Here is a 19,199-nt window from a genome sequence, read left to right as displayed (position 1 = left end):
AGCGCTCGTCCATGGAGGCCGTGCGGTTGGTCGGTCGCCTCAGGCGGTCACGACGGGTCCGGTACGGCGTTGGCGCGTGCGGCCCGGGCGTACCAGTGACCGCTGTCCTTGATCGTGCGCTGCTGCGTCGCGTAGTCGACGTGCACCAGTCCCATGCGGGGCCGGTAGCCCATCGCCCACTCGAAGTTGTCCATCAGGGACCAGTGGAAGTAACCGCGGACCGGGCAGCCGCGCTCGATCGCGCGGTGCACGGCGACGAGGTGGCGGTGCAGGAAGTCGGTGCGCCGCGCGTCGTGCACGGCACCGTCCTCGCCGGGCTCGTCGTTGAAGACGGCGCCGTTCTCCGTGATGAGCACCGGCACCTCGCCGTAGGTCTCGTGGAGTTGGACCAGCAGGTCGGTGAGCGCCTCGGGCACGATCTCCCAGTCGAGGTCCGTGCGCGGTACGTCTGCCCGGCCGGGTTCCACCTGCCACGGGAAGGGGCCGTCGGAGGGCTGCCGGCGGGCGCTGACGATCCGGCGGGTGTAGTAGTTCACGCCGATGAAGTCGCTCCCGGCGCCGATGACGGACATGTCGCCGCTGCGGACGAAGTCCAGCGGACCGGCGGCTCGTTCCCAGTGCTCGCGCATGTCGTCGGGGTAGCGGCCGCTCAGCACCGCATCCAGGAACCAGCGGTTGACGTAGCCGTCGGAATGGTACGCCGCCAGGCGGTCGTCCTCACTCGCGGTGTTCGGCACGTGCGGGAAGAGGCTGAACGCCACGCCCGCCCTGCCCTCCGGGCGGCTCGCCCGCAGCGCCTGGACGGACGCGCCGTGGGCGAGCAGTAGGTGGTGCATCGCTCGCACCGAACCAGCGATGTCCCGCTCCCCCGGCGCGTGCAGCCCCAGTTGGTGTCCGAGCAGGCCGACGATCCACGGTTCGTTGATCGTCACCCAGTCGCGCACCCGGTCGCCGTAGGCCTCGAAGCAGAGGGCCGCGTACTCGGCGAAGCGGTCCGCCGTCCCGCGTGCCCGCCAACCGCCGCGCTCCTGCAACGCCTGCGGCAGGTCCCAGTGGTAGAGGGTGACGAGCGGGGTGATGCCCCGGGCGAGCAACTGGTCGATCAGGCGGTCGTAGTGGTCGACACCCCGCTTGTTCACGCCGCCGTCCCCGTCGGGGAGCAGCCGGGGCCAGGACAGCGAGAACCGGTACGCGTTGACGCCGAGGTCCGCCATCATCGCGACATCCTCGGCGACCCGGTGGTAGTGGTCGCACGCGACCGCGCCGCTCTCCCCCCGCTCGACGGCCCCGGGGACGCGGCAGAAGCGGTCCCACACGGACTCGCCGCGTCCGTCGGTGTCCACGGCGCCCTCCACCTGGTACGCGGAAGTGGACGTGCCCCAGAGAAAGCCGTCCGGGAAGTTCAGCACCCGGGTTGGTTCGGTGGTCACCTGTGACTCAGCCCTTCGATCTGTTTCGTGGCAGTGCCGGCAGAGGTCCGGCGGGCCGTGGTACCGCGGAGGGGACGTGCCACTCCTCAGCAGCGCTGCGGACAGGTGGGAGGGGGTTCGCCGAAGGCGCGGACAGCACACTGTCCGCACACGAAGCGGTATGGCATCGTTCCCACATGGGAACGTACTCAGGTCGTTGAAGGCCCGTCAATACTCCAGCGCCACTTGATTCACACCGCTCACATCAGCGCACGTGAATTGCCTGGTCGGTCGCATGGAAGACGCGCCCCCGCCGTCCCCGACGCCCGTGCGGCCTGCCGCGAGCGTCTTCTCCCCAGCCCTCCGCCGGGAGGTGCCCCGGCATCGCGACGCCCGCCGCGCCCTGCCCCTCGCTCTTCGAGCCGCGGGAAAAACCGTGCTGTGGAAATCCTCCACGGGAGCCCCGTACGGGGTCACCCTCCGCCATGCGCCGGCACGCCGCCGGACGCCGCGGGAGCCCTCGCACGACGGCGCGAAGACCTTGGATCAGGCTCCGGTCTGGCCTGCCGGCGCCCCGGTCGAGCCGCGCAGCACCAGCGTCGGCTCCAGTGTCTCCTGGATGCGGCGCCGTCCTGGGCCCCTCTTCGACTCCGCGGCGGACTCCCGCTCGGCGATCCGCCCGAGCAGCAACTCGGCCGCCCTGCGCCCCATGTCGTAGGTGGGCTGCGCCACCGCGGTGAGCCCCGGCTCCACCATCCGCATCCACGCCAGATCGTCGAACGACACCAGCGACACGTCACGCGGCACGACGAGGCCCCGTCGGCGCAGTTCCAGCCAAGCGGTCTCGGCCATCAGGTTGTTGACGGCGAAGACCGCGGTGACGTCCGGGTGCCGGTCGAGCAGCTCCGCCACTCGCGACCTGGCGTCGGCGGCCTGGAATTCGAGATCGAGGACCAACCCCCGGTCGAGGGGCACACCGGCGGCACGGTGTGCGGCGCGGTAGCCACGCAGCCGTTCGGCACCGGTGGCCCACTTGGTCTCGTCGATCAGCAGCGCGATGCGCCGGTGCCCCAGTTCCAGAAGGTGCTGGGTGGCCTCCCGGGCACCGTGCTCGCTGTCGATGACCACGGAGTCGCACCCGCGGGCTCCGGAGCGCCGGTCGGCCTCGACCACGCTCACGCCCCGCTCGACAAGCAGTTCGGTGGCCGCCGCAGCGGCCGGGGTGAGCACGACGCCCGTGGCCCGCATCGCGACGAACGCCTTGGCGCCGTCGAGTTCCTGTTCGGGATCGCCATGGTCGTCCACCAGCACCATCTGGTAACCGGCGGCGCGCAGCGCCTGCTCCACACCCGCGGCGAGTTCCGCGTAGAACTGATTGCGCAGATCCGAGACGAGCAGGCCGACGACGTTGCTGCGTTGTCCCTTCAAGGTCCGGGCCAGGGCGTCGGGGACGTAGCCGATGCGCTGGGCGGCCGCGAGTACGTCCGCACGGATGTGCGCCGCGACGTAGCCCTGTCCGCTGAGTGCGCGCGAGGCGGTGGAGCGGGACGTCCCCGCCTCCCTCGCCACGTCGTGCAGGGTGGGGCGGCGTCGCCCGGCCGCGGGCTCGTGTCGGTCGCCTTCGCCCCCTGCGCCCGGTACTCGTCTTCCGCGATCAGCCATCCGCCGCTGTCCCCTCACCCCGATTGCCGCTCTCCTCCATCACCGTACGGTGGTCCGGTCCGCGTGCGATGAAGGGTACCGCTGGCACAATAACGTGCTCGTCCTGCCTGCTCCGGTGGAAAACCCTCCGCCGGTGACCTCGGCTACAGTCCCGGTTCCCCGGGCACATCGCCGTGCTCCCACCGCCGCCCTCACACCACCGTGACGAGCGCCTCGGCCTGCTGTCCGAACCGCACCCGATCGACCGTCAGGTCCACGGCCACGCGTCGCCGGGCTCCACGCTCTCCCGGCGGAACGGTCACCGTGAACACCAGGGTGGCCTCGCCGTGCCCCTGCGGCTTCACCTCCTGCTCGACGGGCCCCACCGCCCAGCCCCGCGGGGCCACCATCCGCACCCGGGCGGTGCGCACCGTCGGGAAGGGATTGCGCACGCAGACCTCCAGCACCAGCGTCCCGCCCGGCTCCACGGTCGAACGGTAGGGAGTGATCCGGGCGCCGAAGCCTTCGGCGTCGAAGTCGACTTCGACGGGCAGCAGTTCGCGGTGCAGCCGCGCCACCCGTTCCCCTTCGTCCAGCAGCATGTCCAGGTACGCCTGGGTGACCTCACGGGGAGCCCAGTGGCCGCTGATCATCAAGTCGGGGTTCAGCGCGCGGTACAGCTCGGCGCTGCGCCGGAAGTCGTCGATCCGGAATCGGTTGCGGTATTGGTAGTTGAGCAGTTCGGGCTGCTCCCCCGGACGCCAGGCGGTGTTCTGCTGGTCCCCGGTCGCCACGACACGACGCCCGTCCACCTCGAAGGAGTACGCGGCCGCGTACAGGGTGTGGCCCGGCAGTTCGTGCACACCGATCTCGTACTCGCGCCAGGTGACCGGCTCACCGACCGGCAGATCACGGTCCACCGGAATGGGGTCGAACCACAGACAGGGCAGGTCCCAGGCCTTCGGGTGCTGCAGCACGGGGGTCACGTTGGACGGCGACCAGACGGCGGTGCCCTCCACCTCGCGCAGCAGATTGAATCCAGCGACATGGTCGTCGTGGTAATGGGTCGGCAGCGCGACCTCGACCCGGTCGATGCCGTGGACGCGCCGCAGCGCCTCCAGACACGCCAGCAGGGGCCGCCGGCTGGAGCGGTCGTGTCCGCCGGCCAGCCCGGTGGTCAGGTCGTAGCCGAAGTCGAGGAGCAGTGCCGTGCCGTGGTCGGAGAGCAGCGCGTACGTCAGAGCGTTGCTGGTACGGTTGCGCAGCAGGTGGGGCGTGACCCGTTCCCAGGGGTCGTCCAGCATGGCGTCCAGGTCCCAGGAGCGGCGGCGGCGCGAGTCCAGCAGTTCCTGAAGTCTGGAACGCAGCCGGGCGACGGCCGCTTCCGGGTCCGTCACCGGCTCCCCGTGCGAGGGCAGCAACATGGCGGGGGCGTGGTCGAGCAGTTGACGGCAGGACAGGGCGGTTGCGGCGACACCCTCCATGCCTGCGCTCTCGCCTCCCGTGTACGCCCACTGGGTGGCCGCCAGCGACCACACCCGGCCCTCGCCGTGGATCAGGTCGCCCACGAAGGCGAGGCGGCTGCCGCCGATCTCCACCAAGTAGCTGACGGAGCCGACGGTGTGACCGGGAGTGGGCAGGGTGAACACCTCGAACGGGCCGTACGCGCGGGTGCGGTACTCCGCAACACCGCCGGTGACCGGGACCTGCTCCAACAGGGAGAATCGGTCCTGGCGTACGTCGTAGTCGTTGTCGAGCGGCCGGGTACGCCAGTGTTCGTCGACGTTCTCGATGAGGTCGCGCTCCACCGGCGGGACCCAGATCCTGATGCCCGCGCGCGCGGCACGCGCCAGCCCCTGCACCTGATCACGATGGTGATGGGTGATCAGGACATCGGTGACGCGGTCGACCCCGTAGTCGCCGAGGCGGTCGAGGACCTCGCCGCTGCCGAAGTCGATGAGCACCGCCTCTCGCCCACGACGCAGCACGTACACGTGGCAGGTGTCCTCGAAGCGGAATACGTCCGTGCCGATCAGCATGGTTCTCCCGTGGTCCCGGTCAGGTCAGAGGTGTCAGTCGGCCGACCGGCGGCGCTCGTCCCAGGCACGCCACGCGGACCGCAGGGCGGCGTAGTCGTCCGGACCGAGCGGCTCTCCGGTACGGTCGAGGTGAGTGGCGTAGTACAGGGCGGGTACGCCCAGGCCCGGCTTGACGGCCAGGTACTCCCGCCACTGCTGCCCGTCGGGCACGCACCAGTCGTCCGTGTCGATGAGCAGGTCGGGGCAGGCGGCGGCGACGACGGCGGCCCGGTAACGCATCTGCGGCACGATCGGGGCATCGGGTTCGGGGTCGTCCAGACGCAGCATGTCGTTGAGCCGCACCATGTCGGTGACGTCGGTGAAAGCCGGGTGGGGGGTGTGCGTGATGACGAGCGCGTCCGGGTTCACCCCCTTGGCCGCGTCGTACACCGTCGACAGCAACTCGTGGAGCAGGGCGATCCCCCAGTGCGGACCGTGGTGGGTCAGCGCCGCGCCGCTGGGCGTACGAGCGGTGAAGTCGATCTTCAAACCGTCCGCTCCGAGGCCGTCCGGGCCGTCGCCGAGCATGCGTGCCACGCCGTCCTGGAGCGCCCTGCGGGCCGCGGGGTTCCCGGGGTCCAGTGCGACGGGCCGGCCCTGCAAATTACGGACACACAACTCGTCGGCGAGGCCCTCCCACAGCCAAGCGGGCCACCACAGCAGGACGCGCTGCCCGCGGTCACGCCGGGCTCGGATCCATCCCCGCAGATCCGGCCACTTGTCCGGGTCGGGCTCGCAGGTGCCGTACCGCAGCTGCCACTTGTCGTCGATGACGATCGTGCCCGGCTCAAGACCCTGGTCGGCGAGGTGCTTCAGGTAGCGATCGTACGCGGCCTGGTCGGCCAAGTCCTGGGCGGGACGGCCGGTGACGCGACCCTCGTGGTTCTGAGCGCCCCAGCCGCAGAACATCGGCGCAGACCACCAGTCGGGGCGCCGGGGGCTTGAGACCGCCGGAGCCGAGCCGCGTGAGGTCAGCCGGGCGCGGTAACGGCGCAGCCCCTCGTACGGGTCGGGGTTGCCCGGCGTCAACACCACTGTGGGTGTGCGGAATTCGCCGTCCACCCTGGTGTGGCCCTCGTAGTCCAGGCGCAGGCCGAACCCGCCGTCCACCGGCACGTAGGCGAGCTGCGTGAACGTCATGTCCGCCACGGGCGCGTCGACGGCGAGCGTCCACCATCCCTCGGGAACAGCCTGCGCGGGGTCTTCCACCGCCTGCGCGGTGGTCAGCGCCAGGCAGAGCGGAGCGGGGGTGAAGAACCAGTGGCCGCGCCCGGGCTTGGCGTCCCCCACCACGCCCACGACCGCACTCTCGCCGACGTCGCGCACCAAGCGGCGGGGGTCGCCGGGGTTCGGCGAGAAGAGGGTGCGGAAGGAGCTGCCGCTCGGCAGGTACCCGCCGCTACCGGGCAGCACCGAACGCCCGGCCAGCAGGTGCACCTCCCCCAGTGCCCCGCTGCCACGTACCGACCAGGACAGTTCCACCGCCTCCGGGCGGCACTCGATGCGGAAGGCGGCCCGCTCCCAGCGGGTGCTGCGCCGCTCGGCCTCGATGACGGGGTACGGATGCCCGCGAAGGAGCACCGGTGAGGCCGCGTCGGCGGTCTCGTCCGGACCGTCCAACGTGTCGAGTGCTCCGAACAGTTGGAGGACGGCGACCTGGGGGCCCCAGCCGTCGGCGTCCGGGCCCGCACCGGGGGCGAAGACGCGCGCGGTGCGGCCGTCAGCCGCCACACTCAGGCCGTACGCCTCGGTCCGTATCTGGATCCACCCCTCGTGCCGGCCCAGCCACACTTCACCCGACGATGTCCCCACCACGCCCCGCCCCATCCTGTCCGCGCTGCGCCCAAGCACGCCACCCTGGAATCGTTCCCATGTGAGAACGTACCCATGGAGTCTCGCGTGGTCAACATCGCTCATGCCATGTTCCTGGAGCGACCTACGCACGCGCAGGGCCGCAGCGGCGGCACCCGCAGATCCCCGGGCCTGTCCCGCGGCCTCAGAAATCGCGTCGTGGCTGGTGGAACCGGGTCCGGGTGGTGTGCAGACGGGAAGTCGGCGGGCGGGCGGATGCCCACAGAGGGCGGCGGCACTGTCCCGATGCAGGACGTGTGGGTGTGATGGTGCGTCGGGGATGGTGGAACAACGCCGCGGGGTCCGGCCGGCAGGATCCTCTCGCGTGGTTGCACAATCCTCTGCGCCCAGGCGGCCTCCAGGGCAGCACCGCGGCAACGGGACGGGCTCCGCCACGCATGTCGAACTCGCGGCTGTCGCCGCTGTCAGGGCTGACCTCGACAGTGAACCAGTCCGCGCTCGATGCCGGCCGCGCCCCATGCCGGGTCGAGCCAGTCCTCGGCGGTCGCCCGGTCGGTGGTGGCCGGAGAGCGCTGGCTGCTCACCGGCCGGGCCCGGGGACGGTGTCTGGTGCAGCCCTGCCCCAGCGCTGCCGCCTTGGAGCCGGAACCGCCCGACGGCATGACCTCACCTATCTGAAGAACACAGCCCCTTCAGCCCCTTCCCTCCTTGTAGGACCCGTCCTGAGCTGTGCTTTCGTTCAGGGAAGTGCAAGGGCAGGGGTGGAAGCGGCAATCAGGCTCAGCCCTGTCACACCGGTGACAACTGGGCAGCAGGACCGGTCGAGTCGAGGCCTTCTTCCGGAAGGCGGCATGGGGCCTGCGGGGCGTCAGAGCTGTGCCACTCCCACTCGGTCACACCGCCAACCACGCCCCCGGCTCGCCATCCTTGTCGGGGACTCCGTCAGGCAGTCGGTGGGCGCCGGGTATCCCGTGCAGCTGGTGACCGCCGGTTCACGGGCCTGTTCTGCAGCTGGTATCCGCAGGAGTGGTGATCAAGCGACAGCGCGACCGCCACCGGGTGCGGTGAGTAGCATCCGGCTGCAACACCCAGGTGCAAGGAGCGTGCCGCCGTGGCCGATGAGCCCGAGAAGACCCCGATCCAGAACAAGTACGCCCAGCAATACGCCGAGGACCTCTCCGCCAACCGCAAGGAGCAGGGCGAGATCACCGCGCAGATCGCTGCTCTGCACGAGCGACTGGAGCGACTCAAGGAGGACGAGCGTGGCTGACTCAGGCCCAGGGCAGGCTGCCCGGGGCGAGCACGGCAGCATCGAGGCGGAAGCCGCCGCAGAGGCTGAAGGCGCCGCCGGGGCGGACCAGGCAAGCCCTCGGCGGCCGCGCAGGAGCGCGCGTCACAGGGCAAGCAGTCCGTACCGGCCGGGACCGTCGCCAAGGCGCCCCGGACCGTTCCCTCGCAGCGGGCCGAAACCCAGGACAAGCCGGCCGCCGGAAAGAGGGCTGCCGCCAAGGGCAAGGCCGCCGGGAAGAAGACCACTACGAAGAAGACCACCGCGACGAAGGCCCCGGCGAAAGAGGCTTCGGCGGAAGAGACCACGACCGGGCAGGCCCCGGCGAAGAAGACCGGGGGCAAGAAGGCGGACGGGCCGGCACTGCACGAACTCGTCCTGCGTGTGCTGCTGACGTCTGCGGGACACCCGCACACCGCGCGCGAGGTCCTCGACACGGTCAAAGCGGCTCACCCCGAACGGGCGGCGACGTCCGTCCAAGCCATGCGCAACACCTTCGAACTCCTCGTCAAGAAAGGCACCCTCGAAAGGTCACGCCAGCAGAAGGCCGTGATGTACTCCGTACACCTCGGCCAGGACAGCGCAGCTGCTTCAGCAGACACCACGGGCGAGACCGCGGGCGCCGGGCAGGTCGCAACCGACAAGGTCCCGGCGCAGGTCTAGGTTGTGGTGCGGCCCGGCGCGCCTGGGCGGCTGTGGCAGGCCGGCGGGCCGAGCGCCGCAACTGCCCGGCAGCGGCAGGGCCGGCCAGGAGCTGGAGGACGGCCAGCGCGACATCCCGGCCCTGGCCGACCTGCACAGTTCGGGTCCTGGCAGGCTGCGGGCAGCCCGGATGCGCCAGGGCCCGGCACGGCGATCGGCACTTCCCGGTCGACCGGTGATTGGCGAGATCTGTACGTTTCCGCTCCTGACGTCGCGGCGCATGGCGTGAGGAACTGGAGATCAAGTGCCGCATGTCCGTCTTGGCCGGCGCTGCAGCACAGCTTCGCGAGCGGCAACCTCGTTACCACGTACGGGTGTTGTGGTGATTATTATCCGACGAAGTGAAATCTTGGGGCGTTGAACGCATCGGCCGGTCATCCGCGCTCCGCTCGGTGACTAGCATGAGCGGCGATCAACAACCGGAAGGGTGCGTCCTTCGACCGGCCGCCCTTCCACGGCATCGGCGATGCTCAATCGCCCACACAGCCCCCGCACGCACGGACCGAGGGACCGCGGAATGCCTATACCAGCTCGCTCCCGCCAGCGCCGAGGCGCCGGAGGGGCGGCGCCTGCCTCACCGTACGCGCCGCTCGTTATTCTGGCCGTCACCGCCGCCGGCGCCGCCACCGCGGCCGTCCTCGTCCCCGAGGACGGCCGGCGCTGGGTGTGGGGCGCGGTGGTCGTCGCCTGGATCTGCATCGCGACGGTGGTCAGCCGGGCCTTGGTCCTGGTTCGCCGGGCTCACCGGCGCGCCGCCGACCAGGGCAGCGAACTGGAACTCGCCAGGAACGCGTGGCGGCACCAGTCGGCCGAAACGTCCCGGCTCGTCGACGTGATCCTGCCGGACGTCCTCGAGCGAGTACGCAACGGCACCAGCGGCGAAGAGGCGTTGTCGACGGTCACCTTCCCGTCCGACCCCCACCTGCAACGGTTGCTGCACGTAGTGGCCACCGAGCTGGCCACATCGGCCGGACGCGCCCTCGAGGCGGAGTCCGGTCTGGAAGGTGTGCGTGCCCAGCTGGAACGGGACACGGCCGAGCTGAGGCGCGTAGCCGAGGAAACGTTCCCCGCTGCCATCGCCCTGCTGCGGGAAGGAAGCTCCGCCGACACGGTGCTTGCCAAGTTCGACTGGCCGCAAAACGTTCTGCTGCGGTCGTCGGCCGAGCGTTTCGTACGCGAACTGGCTTACAGCGAGCGGGGTTCCGCCGCCGCGCAGGCCGCGTCCGCCAAGGCTCTCAGCCGGGTCCAGGCCAAGACCGTCAGCATGCTCGCCGATCTGCGCGACATGCAGGAACGGCATGGCGAGGAGGTCTTCGGCGACCTGCTGCGTCTGGACCACAGCACCTCGCAGCTGGGTCTGATGACCGACCGGCTCGCCCTGTTGATGGGCGGTCGCTCCAGCCGTGTGTGGAACAAGCCCATCGTCATGGAGAGCATCCTGCGGGGTGCCGTCGGCAGGATCGCCGCCTACCAGCGTGTGCGTCTTCATTCCTCCAGCAGGGCCGCGATCAGCGGGTTCGCGGCTGAGGGCGTCATGCACCTGCTGGCCGAACTCATGGACAACGCTGCGAACTTCTCCCCTCCCGTCGACGAGGTCCACGTCTACGTGGAGGAACGCAGCGCGGGCCTTGTGGTCACCATCGAGGACAGCGGCCTGAAGATGTCCGACGCGGCCATGCGGCGGGCGGTGGAGTCTGTTTCCGGCCGCGTCACCGACCTCGCCTCGCTGCAGGGCACCCGGCTGGGTCTGGGCGTGGTGGGGCGACTCGCCGTCAAGTACGGCATCAGCGTCAGTTACCGGCCCTCCTCGCGCGGCGGCACGGGCGTCGTCGTCCTGATTCCGCCGCAGCTGGTCGCCCAGCGGCTCGAGCCGGTCCCGACCGAGCGGCCGCGGCAGGCCGTACCGGCACCGCACTCGCCCGCGGGCCCCGCCGCCGAGCCGCGGCTGACACGCCCGGAACCAGCCGCACGGACCGCGCCGCTGCCGGCCTCCCCGGCCCCGGCCTCGTCCACGTCGGATGTGTCCGCCGGGCATGGTGGGGCAACCGCCAACGGACTGCCCGTCCGGGCCCCGGGCCGCGCCATGGCCGAAGCCGAGCGCACCCGGCGCAAGCCGGCCGCTCAGACACCCGCCGACCCGCCCGGGTCCGGTCCCGCCCTCGACGCGGGAAGCCGGTTCGGGGCCTTCCACCGCGGTCGGCGCCGCGCCGAGGGCGCCTCGGCCGACGGGGACACGCACGACGTTGCGCCCGACGCCTGAGCGCTGAGGGCTGAGTCCCTTTTTCAGCAGGCTTCCCGGACTGATTGACCCTACTTCTCGCCGCACTTCGCTGGATTGGAGGCACGGGGCTGCTGGTGCCCTCACCGGTCAGCAGCAGACCCCACCCATCATGGAGACCACCGACAACAGCCTCACCTGGCTCCTGAAGAACCTGCTGGAGCGCACACCCGGCACGCGCCACGCTCTCGTGCTGTCGCGCGACGGTCTGAAACTGTGCTGGACGGAACACATGACCGTTGACCAGGCCGACCAACTGGCCGCCATCTGTTCCGGCATGCAGGCGCTGTCCCAGGGTGCCTCCGTGGAGTTCGGCGACGGATCGGGCGGCGTCCGGCACTCGATGACCGCGTTCCACGGTGGCCTTCTGTTCATCGTGGAGGCGGGCGAGGGCGCTCACCTCGCGGTCGTCACCCAGGAGAGCGCCGACCCCGGGGTCGTCGGCCACCAGATGACCGAAATGGTCGAGCAGATCGGGGACCACCTGCGGGCCGAGCCTCGTAAGCCCGTCGACCGGGGCGCCCCGGCGTGATGCGTAAACCCGTGGACCTCGGCGACCCCGACCGGCTTTACATGGTCACGGGTGGCCGCAGTGAAGCCGATGCGTCCCTCGACCTGGTGACACTGATCGTCAGCGAGTGCGAGCCCTCCACCGGCATGCAGTCGGAGCACGTCCGCATCCTCGAACTGTGCCGGCATCCCACCGCGGTGGTGGAGATCGCCGCCGAGCTGAAACTCCCCATCACCGTGGTGCGCATCCTGCTCGGCGACCTGTGCGCCCTGGGCAAGGTCAGCGCCCGCCACCCGCGTGCGGCCGCGTCCGTCGCGGGCCTTCCAGAAACCGCCCTGCTCCAGGAGGTGCTCCATGGGCTCCACAACCTCTGAGCTGCCCTCCCAGCGCACACCGCTGACCGCCGCGGCCGAGACCGGTCTGAAGATCGTCGTCGTGGGCGGCTTCGGGGTCGGCAAGACCACCCTCGTGCGCTCGGTCAGCGAGATCCGGCCCCTGAACACCGAAGAGGTCATGACCCAGGCGGGACAGGGCATCGACGAGACGGTCGGGGTGGAGCGCAAGACCACCACGACCGTCGCCTTCGACTTCGGCCGCATCAGCCTCAACGACCGCATGGTGCTCTACCTGTTCGGCGCGCCCGGCCAGGAGCGCTTCTGGTTCCTCTGGGACCGCCTGTTCGCCGGCACCCTCGGCGCGGTCGTCCTGGTCGACACCCGTCGCATGGAGGACTGCTGGTACGCAATAGACCGGCTCGAGCACCACGGCACACCGTTCGTGGTGGCGGTCAACCGCTTCGACGGCGACGAGAAGCGGTTCTCCCTCGACGAGGTCCGTCAGGCACTCGCCCTGGGCGAGCACGTGCCCATGATCGAGTGCGACGCCCGCGTCAGGGCGTCGGGCAAGGAGGTCCTCATCGCTCTGGTGGACCACCTGTACACACGTGCACTGGCCAAGGAGAGCACAGCGTGAGCGACACGACAGGTTTCCCGTCCACTGACGCCCCTCCCCCGGGCTGCCCCGCGCACGCCTCCGCCGTGCCGCTGGCCGGGCTGGAGTACCAGCAGACGCCTTCGCAGCTGTACCGCACCCTGCGCAGGGAGCACGGAGCGGTCGCGCCGGTGCTGCTCGACGGCGGCATCCCGGCCTGGCTGGTACTCGGTTACCCCGAGGTCTGTTATGTGACGGCTCATGACGAGCTGTTCGCTCGGGACTCCCGCCGCTGGAACCAGTGGGAGCACATCCCACCGGACTGGCCATTGCTGCCATACGTCGGCTACCAGCCGTCGGTGCTCTTCACCGAGGGCGCCGAGCACCAGCGCCGGGCGGGCGTGATCACCCAGGCCCTGGAGAAGGTGGACCAGTTCGAGCTGGCCCGGGAGTGCCAGCTGATCGCCGCGCGGCTGATCTCCTCCTTCTCCGGCAGTGGCCGGGCGGAACTGATGAGCATGTACGCGCACGCGCTGCCCGCCCGCGGCGTGCTGTGGATGTGCGGCATGCCGGCGCAGGACACGGACACCGAGCGCCTCGTCGACGACCTGCGCATCTCCCTGGACGCCGGCGAGGACGACGACCCGGTGGCCGCCTACACGCGCGTCGGTGAACGCATCATGCGGCTGGTGAAGGAGAAACGCGAGCGTCCCGGACCCGACGTCACCTCCCGCATGCTGCTCCACCCCGCAGGTCTCAGCGACGAGGAGATCGTGCAGGACCTGATCTCCGTCATCGCCGCCGCGCAACAGCCGACCGCGAACTGGATTTGCAACACGCTGCGTCTGCTGCTGACCGACGAGCGTTTCGCAGTCAACGTCGCCGGCGGCCGGGTCAGCGTCGGCGAGGCACTGAACGAAGTCCTTTGGCTGGACACACCCACGCAGAACTTCATCGGCCGCTGGGCCGTGCGCGACACGCAGCTGGGTGGGCGTCACATCCGGGAAGGCGACTGCCTCGTGCTCGGCCTGGCGGCGGCCAACACCGACCCGCAGATCTGGCCGGAGCCACACGCCGGCTCCGGGAACTCGGCGCACCTCTCCTTCAGCAACGGCGAGCACCGCTGTCCGTACCCCGCGCCGCTGCTGGCGGACGTCATGGCCCGCACCGCGGTGGAGACCCTGCTCGAACACCTCCCCGACCTCGTGCTGGCGGTAGAGCCCGAGGAACTGACCTGGCGTCCCTCGATCTGGATGCGTGGCCTGACGTCGCTGCCCGTGGAGTTCACCCCGGCCGTCAACTAGCCCCTTTTGACCCAGCCCCCCGCGCACCGGGCAGGCCCCGGGCGCGGAGGAAGCCACTGCGTCAAACCGTGACCGGTGTGAAGCGCACGGGCAGCGTCTTCGGACCCCGGGTGAAGACGCCCTGTTCAACGAGATCGTGCCCGTCCGCGAGGCGCAGGTCAGGCATGGCGTCCAGCAACTGGTTCAAGCCCACCTCGACCTCCGCCTTGGCCAGGAGCGCGCCCACGCAGAAGTGCCGGCCGAGCGCGAAGGCGAGGTGGCCGGCAGCTGCCGAGAAGGCCGAGGTCGTGGCGAGGTCGTCACGGAATATGTCAAACCGGTCGGGGTCGCGGTAGCGCCGCTCATCCCTGTTCGCGGCGCCGATGAGACAGGTCACCGTTGCGCCCGCCGGTATGGTGCCACCGCTGACCTCCACGTCGGTCGCCGACTGCCGCATGATCATCTGGACCGGCGGTGTGTAGCGGAGGGTCTCCGCGAAAGCGGCGGGTATCAGGCTCCGGTCCGCACGGACGGCCGCGAGCTGGTCGGGATGGCTCAGGAGGTTCGCCAGAATGCCGGCTATCGCCTTGTCGGTGGTCTCACCGCCCGCCGCGAGTAGCAAGCTGCAGAAGGCCTTGATGTCCTCGTCGCTCATGCGCACCCCGTCCACCTCCGCAGCGCACAGGGTGGACAGCAGGTCGTCGCCCGGTTTGGCACGCCGTTCACGGATGACCGGAAGCATGTACTCGGCGAACTCCACGCGGGTGCGCTCACCGGCGGCGGCGGCCTCGGGGTCGCCCGAGAGGTTGCCGAGGAAGGCGATGACGGCCGTGTACCAGCCGTGGAACCGAGCGTGGTCGGCCTTGTCCAGGCCCAGCATGTCCGCGATGACGTTGACCGGGAAGCGGGTCGCGTAGTCGTTGACGACGTCGGCGGAACCGGTGTGCCGGAAGGCGTCAATGAGTTCGCGGGAGTTGCGCTCGATGACCGGCAGGAACTTCTGCTGCAGGTCGCTGCCGCGGAACGCGGGGGCGACGAGAGCCCTGCGCACGGCGTGTTCGCGGCCACTGAGCTGCAAGATCGTCTTGCCATGGACCGGCTCGAGCTGCCAGTTGTAGTTGTCGGTGGTGAACTCCGCCTTCTTGTCCTTGAAGACGCGTTCGACGTCCTCATACCGGGAGATGACGTAGCTCTGAGTGGCCTCGTGCCAGATCAGGGGTTCTCTCTCCCGCATCACCGCATAGGCCGGGTAGGGGTTCGCGGCGAACTCGGGCGACAGGATGTCCGGGATGTGGTGGGCAGCGGACACGGAACTCCTCAAGTCGGATGGGTGACCATCACCGCAAGGTTATGGATCTTCCGCCTCATCAAAAAGACTGCTCGGCCCGAAAGTTGTTGTGAAGGCGAAGGGTGCGTCGGCGGTCGGCCTGGAGACCGCGGCTCGATCCGGTCCCGTCCGTCGCCAGCCGCGCGGCGCTGATCGGCTTCACCTGCGCGCGTCGAGGACGGGCATCCTCAGTGAGCGCCGGACCCGTCGGCGTTCACGACACCATCGATACATCACCGTGGCCCGGGCCCCGGCTCCCGTCACCGGCTTGAGCCCGCGCAGCGCGGTGGGCGAGGCGAGTCACGGCTTGATCGGGCCGCGCGGCCGGCACAGATCCGTCGCGCGGTGCCGGTTCGATTGGCCGTACGACATCCTCGAGCTTCTCCCCCCGCGGGCGGAGGATCAGCCATCGGAAGCACTCCGGCCCGGTCTGGGTATCGCCGGGGTAGAAGTCGGCCATCCGCCGCATCGTCAGCCCCGGCAGGCAGGCGACCGGGCAGCCCATGTCGCGTGCGATCACTACGGCGACCTCGCCACCGCCCTGCGCGGGGCGTCGACCACCTTCTGGGAGTGGAACTCTCCAGCCCATGCAGGCTGCCCCTGGATGCGGGAAGAAGGAGGGAGGGACAGCCCGGGCCGGTGCACTGAGCGATCACAACCGTGACACGGCATCGCGGAGGACAAGAGTGGCCGGAAGCGTCGCCGCGGGGATGATCGCCTGTGCGGCCTACCGTGCGACGCTAGCGCCGGCACAGTCCTGACCCGGACACCGGCATGCCACCGGGGCACGCCGCCCGCTCCCCCGGCCCACGAGCGCAGACAGGAGAGCGCCAGTGACCGACATACCGCAGAACCGCGACTGTACCCGTATGAAGCGCGCCGACTTCGACGACTGCGCCCCGCTCGACCTGGTCGACGCGGCCGTGTGCCGGCCGGTCCCCGCCGTGCCCGACGAGTGCGGGACACCAGCGCTGTTCGTCGGGGCCCTCAGCGATCCGTGCCTCGACGAACGCCGGGGCCTGCGCCGGGTCGGTGACAGTGTCGATCTCTGTTACGTCGCCCGGGTCGAGCACTGTGCCGGTCAGCGCCGCGATCACCACGATCGAATCCTCCACGACCACATCGGTCATCCCCCGGATGTGTTCCCCATCGAACACACGGGCACCGTGGATCCGAGTGCGCATTCCTCGACCACCGCGAGCTGCTGTTCTCGGCGATCTACCACATGCTGGGCAGCGTCGCTGACACCGAGGACGCGCTCCAGGAGGTGTGGCTGGCCTGGGCCGCCCGTCACCGCAATCCCGAAGTCAAGCCCGTCGACAACGCCCGTGCCTACCTCACACGCATCGCGGTCAACCAGGCTCTTGCCCGCCGCGCTCACTTGAGCCGCCGCCAGGAGACGTACGCGGACTCCTGGCTGCCTGAGCCGTTGCTGGTCTCGCAGGACGACGCGGCCGACGGTGCAGAACGCGCCGAGACGATGTCGATGGCTGTCCTTGTCGTCCTCGAAGCGCTCTCGCCGCTGGACCGCGCCGTGTTCGTCCTGCACGAGGTGTTCTGCTTCGCCCACCCGGAGATCGCGCAGACCTTGGGCCGCTCGCCCGCTGCGGTGCGCCAACTCGCCACCCGCGCCCGCCGCCACGTCCAGGCCCGTCGCCCGCGTCACCGGCCCCGGCGGGACCAGCATGCCCGGGTCACCGAACGCTTCGCCGAAGCCGCCCTGGGCGGGGACCTGCGGGCTCTCCTTGAAGTACTGGCACCGGACGTGACCCTGTGGACCGACGGCGGCGGCAACGGTCCCGCGGTCAGCCTCCGGCCGGTGCACGGCCGAGACCGCGTCGCTGCCGTGTTCACGGCGGTTGCCCGTGCGCTGCCTCCCGAAGGCGTCGACGTCCGGTACCGGTTGGTGGCCGGTGACCCCGGCGTCCTCGTCTTCTCCGGCGGGAGCCCGCTTGCCGTCGTGGTGGTCGACCTCGCCCCGGACGGCGAGCACATCACCGGCATTTTCTCGGTGACCAACCCCGACAAACTTTCCGGCATCCAGTCCCTCGACCGTGACGTCTAACCACTTCAGGTCGTGCCCGACCGGTCCGGGCAGCGGCCAGGCCTCGCGCGCCGCGTCCGGGTACGGGCAGGCCATCGGTGGCTGAGCCACCCTCACCCGGTGAGGGCGGAAAGTCGCGAACTGCCCCCACCTACGTGGCGCCGTCCGCGATCACCGAGCCATGCCGAGCGAGCGACACGGACTGAGGCCGCACCATGACATGGGTCTACTCGGAACTCACCAAGGAAGCCGGCAAGCGGGGCGGCCCCTACGCGCTGCGGTACTTCCACCGCGGGCAGGGCGTCGTCATAGGCGCCGCCCTCGCCGGCGCGGCCCTTGCCGGGATTCTGTTTCACGACAAGTGGCGCGCCCGGCGCGCCGCCGCGCCGACGTACGAGAGCACCACAGCGGCACCGGCTCCCGACGACGCCCCGGCGATCGAACACAGCTGACGCCAGGCGCGGGGCGTCCCCAGCCCACTGCAAGTCGCCGCGGTCGCCTTCGCCAATGGCGGCGACAACGCCGGCTCTGCGTTCCGGTGTTCGTCACCGCCGGCGTCGTCGGGATGAGCGGGTACGTCGTAGTGATCCTCACGCTGGTGGCTCCTGAGCCGGAACGGCTCCAAAGGATCCTGGCGTACCTCGACAGGCAGATCGCCGAGAACAGCACCTCGGCGATCACAGGCCGGGGGGCGAAGAACCGGCCGGCGAAGCACCACACCATCGTGCTCACCGACCGAATCCGTCGGACCAAGCGGTGCGCCGAGCACACCTGCGGCTGGGTCTTCTGGGAACTCGAAGATCCGCAGCCGCCGGTGGAACTCGATGCGGGTGCCGTTGTAAGGCGCGTCCACCGGATCATCCGTGGCCGGAACGGTGCAGCGGGCCATCTCACCACGGTCGTGGGATGTTCGAGTACCACGGCTGGTCACTGTCAGGGAGACCGCGGCCGATGACGACGATGAGTCCCGACTGCGGCAGATCGTCGATGAGCTTCGTCTTCGTAATGCCAGGATGGACAGTCCGTACTTGCTTGACCTCAGGTGGATGAACGGCGAGCCGTTCATCCACCTTGGTGGCTGTTCCCATCACCGATCGTCGCCTGACGTGGTCGACCTGTTCCGGCATGTGGCCGCGGTAGCCCCTGGATCCCAGGGGCTTCTCCACGTTCACGATGACGAGGAACCGGGTCACGAGAACGACGTGCGCGTGCTGAAGCTCGTTCGAGGCATGGTCACGCAGCACATGGAAGCGCTGCTCTCTCCATATGCCCCGTCGGTGGAAGATCCCTTCACGGGCTGAGGCGTCGCCGGCGCATCACGCTCCGAGCCAGAGCCGGTTGCTCGCACGGCCACCGGTCGGGCGCCTTGTTACGGTCGCTGCATGGACAGTTGGGACGGGAACGCCGTACGCGCACGGATACGGGAGATGGCAGCACGGGATCCGGGGCTGGTGCGGTTCGGGGCGGACACGCACCGGTACAAGTTGGCGGCTCGGTTGCCAGAGGCGGAGATCCGAGCGTTCGAGGAATCCCATGGCATCGATCTGCCGGTGGAGTACCGGTCTTTCGTCGCAGAGGTGGGCGACGGCCCTGCCGGCCCCGGCCATGGGTTGATGCCGTTGACAGTCGCCCGCCCGGAGGCCGACGAAGAGTGGGCCGTGGACGCCGAGTGGGGGAAAGACCGACTGCCGGGCCGACTCGCTGAGCCGTTCACCCTTACCGCACCTCTGCCCGGCCGGATCGACGCAGCGGCCGATGCACTGACCCGGGGCACGCTTATGTTGGCCGAACAGGGCTGCGGGCCTTGACCCCGAGTCCTGAACACGGGTTATGCGGCTGGTGCCAGCGTAGTTGACGTTGTTTTGGAGGCTGTCTCGTAAGCGATCGGACTGCGGT

Annotated in this window: 18 protein-coding genes; 12 read left to right on the top strand and 6 right to left on the bottom strand. The window is 70.0% G+C overall.

The window, feature by feature from the left end:
* Positions 1-47 precede the first annotated feature (47 nt).
* The 4 genes from OO52_RS37835 to OO52_RS37820 form a co-directional block, all read right to left on the bottom strand.
* Complete coding sequence (locus tag OO52_RS37835; RefSeq protein ID WP_030654328.1) at positions 48-1,430, bottom strand: GH1 family beta-glucosidase; 1,383 nt, start codon at positions 1,428-1,430, stop codon at positions 48-50.
* A 525-nt stretch (positions 1,431-1,955) separates the two neighbouring features.
* Positions 1,956-2,978 carry a LacI family DNA-binding transcriptional regulator gene (locus OO52_RS37830; RefSeq protein WP_234339890.1) on the bottom strand — a complete coding sequence of 341 codons (1,023 nt, stop codon included), beginning with the start codon at positions 2,976-2,978 and terminating at the stop codon, positions 1,956-1,958.
* Positions 2,979-3,262: 284 nt separating this feature from the next.
* Positions 3,263-5,089, bottom strand: coding sequence for an MBL fold metallo-hydrolase (locus tag OO52_RS37825; RefSeq protein WP_030654334.1), 1,827 nt, complete (start codon positions 5,087-5,089; stop codon positions 3,263-3,265).
* A 33-nt stretch (positions 5,090-5,122) separates the two neighbouring features.
* Complete coding sequence (locus OO52_RS37820) at positions 5,123-6,943, bottom strand: hypothetical protein (protein WP_158712609.1); 1,821 nt, start codon at positions 6,941-6,943, stop codon at positions 5,123-5,125.
* Positions 6,944-8,051: 1,108 nt separating this feature from the next.
* On the opposite strand from OO52_RS37820, the gene OO52_RS51130 reads away from it, so the two are divergent.
* The 7 genes from OO52_RS51130 (at position 8,052) to OO52_RS37790 (ending at position 13,953) form a co-directional block, all read left to right on the top strand.
* Positions 8,052-8,210 carry a hypothetical protein gene (locus OO52_RS51130; RefSeq protein ID WP_158712608.1) on the top strand — a complete coding sequence of 53 codons (159 nt, stop codon included), beginning with the start codon at positions 8,052-8,054 and terminating at the stop codon, positions 8,208-8,210.
* Positions 8,211-8,612: 402 nt separating this feature from the next.
* Positions 8,613-8,891 carry a hypothetical protein gene (locus tag OO52_RS48420; protein ID WP_030654338.1) on the top strand — a complete coding sequence of 93 codons (279 nt, stop codon included), beginning with the start codon at positions 8,613-8,615 and terminating at the stop codon, positions 8,889-8,891.
* Between the two features lie 556 nt (positions 8,892-9,447).
* Positions 9,448-11,190: a sensor histidine kinase gene (locus tag OO52_RS37810; RefSeq protein WP_234339891.1), complete on the top strand. Its 1,743-nt coding sequence runs from the start codon at positions 9,448-9,450 to the stop codon at positions 11,188-11,190.
* A gap of 130 nt (positions 11,191-11,320) precedes the next feature.
* Positions 11,321-11,740: a roadblock/LC7 domain-containing protein gene (locus OO52_RS37805; RefSeq protein WP_030654343.1), complete on the top strand. Its 420-nt coding sequence runs from the start codon at positions 11,321-11,323 to the stop codon at positions 11,738-11,740.
* Positions 11,737-12,093: a DUF742 domain-containing protein gene (locus tag OO52_RS37800; RefSeq protein WP_037630467.1), complete on the top strand. Its 357-nt coding sequence runs from the start codon at positions 11,737-11,739 to the stop codon at positions 12,091-12,093. Before OO52_RS37805 ends, OO52_RS37800 begins: the two co-directional genes overlap by 4 nt.
* Positions 12,074-12,691: a GTP-binding protein gene (locus OO52_RS37795; protein ID WP_030654349.1), complete on the top strand. Its 618-nt coding sequence runs from the start codon at positions 12,074-12,076 to the stop codon at positions 12,689-12,691. Before OO52_RS37800 ends, OO52_RS37795 begins: the two co-directional genes overlap by 20 nt.
* Positions 12,688-13,953 carry a cytochrome P450 gene (locus OO52_RS37790; protein WP_030654353.1) on the top strand — a complete coding sequence of 422 codons (1,266 nt, stop codon included), beginning with the start codon at positions 12,688-12,690 and terminating at the stop codon, positions 13,951-13,953. Before OO52_RS37795 ends, OO52_RS37790 begins: the two co-directional genes overlap by 4 nt.
* A 61-nt stretch (positions 13,954-14,014) precedes the next feature.
* Here OO52_RS37790 and OO52_RS37785 read toward each other — a convergent pair whose 3' ends face one another.
* Together OO52_RS37785 and OO52_RS52260 are read right to left on the bottom strand one after the other, a co-directional pair.
* On the bottom strand, positions 14,015-15,241 hold the full coding sequence (locus OO52_RS37785) for a cytochrome P450 (RefSeq protein WP_030654355.1): 1,227 nt from the start codon (positions 15,239-15,241) through the stop codon (positions 14,015-14,017).
* 758 nt (positions 15,242-15,999) lie between these two features.
* Positions 16,000-16,416: a hypothetical protein gene (locus OO52_RS52260; RefSeq protein WP_030654361.1), complete on the bottom strand. Its 417-nt coding sequence runs from the start codon at positions 16,414-16,416 to the stop codon at positions 16,000-16,002.
* Between OO52_RS52260 and OO52_RS37770 the strand changes: the two genes are divergently transcribed.
* From OO52_RS37770 to OO52_RS37755, 5 genes are all read left to right on the top strand, one after another.
* Positions 16,308-17,324, top strand: a complete 1,017-nt coding sequence (locus tag OO52_RS37770; protein WP_348539057.1) for a sigma-70 family RNA polymerase sigma factor — start codon at positions 16,308-16,310, stop codon at positions 17,322-17,324. The genes OO52_RS52260 and OO52_RS37770 overlap by 109 nt on opposite strands.
* A gap of 194 nt (positions 17,325-17,518) precedes the next feature.
* The gene (locus OO52_RS37765; RefSeq protein WP_030654367.1) at positions 17,519-17,755 is read left to right on the top strand and encodes a hypothetical protein; all 237 of its coding nucleotides are present in this window, start codon (positions 17,519-17,521) and stop codon (positions 17,753-17,755) included.
* A gap of 86 nt (positions 17,756-17,841) precedes the next feature.
* Entirely contained in the window at positions 17,842-18,258 is a 417-nt protein-coding gene (locus OO52_RS53260) for a hypothetical protein (protein ID WP_234339895.1), read from the top strand.
* Positions 18,167-18,604, top strand: a complete 438-nt coding sequence (locus OO52_RS37760; RefSeq protein WP_348539055.1) for an Imm7 family immunity protein — start codon at positions 18,167-18,169, stop codon at positions 18,602-18,604. The genes OO52_RS53260 and OO52_RS37760 overlap by 92 nt, the downstream gene beginning before the upstream one ends.
* 81 nt (positions 18,605-18,685) lie before the next feature.
* Positions 18,686-19,111, top strand: a complete 426-nt coding sequence (locus OO52_RS37755; RefSeq protein ID WP_158712607.1) for an SMI1/KNR4 family protein — start codon at positions 18,686-18,688, stop codon at positions 19,109-19,111.
* Positions 19,112-19,199 lie beyond the last annotated feature (88 nt).

This window comes from Streptomyces flaveolus (genome assembly GCF_000716535.1).
Classification (GTDB): Bacteria; Actinomycetota; Actinomycetes; order Streptomycetales; family Streptomycetaceae; genus Streptomyces; species Streptomyces flaveolus_A.
This window is presented reverse-complemented; position numbering and strand designations above follow the sequence as displayed.

Excerpts from the sequence above, each read along its gene's own strand:
- OO52_RS37825 (WP_030654334.1), bottom strand. The coding sequence starts at position 5,089 with ATGCTGATCGGCACGGACGTATTCCGCTTCGAGGACACCTGCCACGTG.
- OO52_RS37810 (WP_234339891.1), top strand. The coding sequence starts at position 9,448 with ATGCCTATACCAGCTCGCTCCCGCCAGCGCCGAGGCGCCGGAGGGGCG.
- OO52_RS37805 (WP_030654343.1), top strand. The coding sequence starts at position 11,321 with ATGGAGACCACCGACAACAGCCTCACCTGGCTCCTGAAGAACCTGCTG.
- OO52_RS37795 (WP_030654349.1), top strand. The coding sequence starts at position 12,074 with ATGGGCTCCACAACCTCTGAGCTGCCCTCCCAGCGCACACCGCTGACC.
- OO52_RS37765 (WP_030654367.1), top strand. The coding sequence starts at position 17,519 with ATGACATGGGTCTACTCGGAACTCACCAAGGAAGCCGGCAAGCGGGGC.
- OO52_RS37755 (WP_158712607.1), top strand. The coding sequence starts at position 18,686 with ATGGACAGTTGGGACGGGAACGCCGTACGCGCACGGATACGGGAGATG.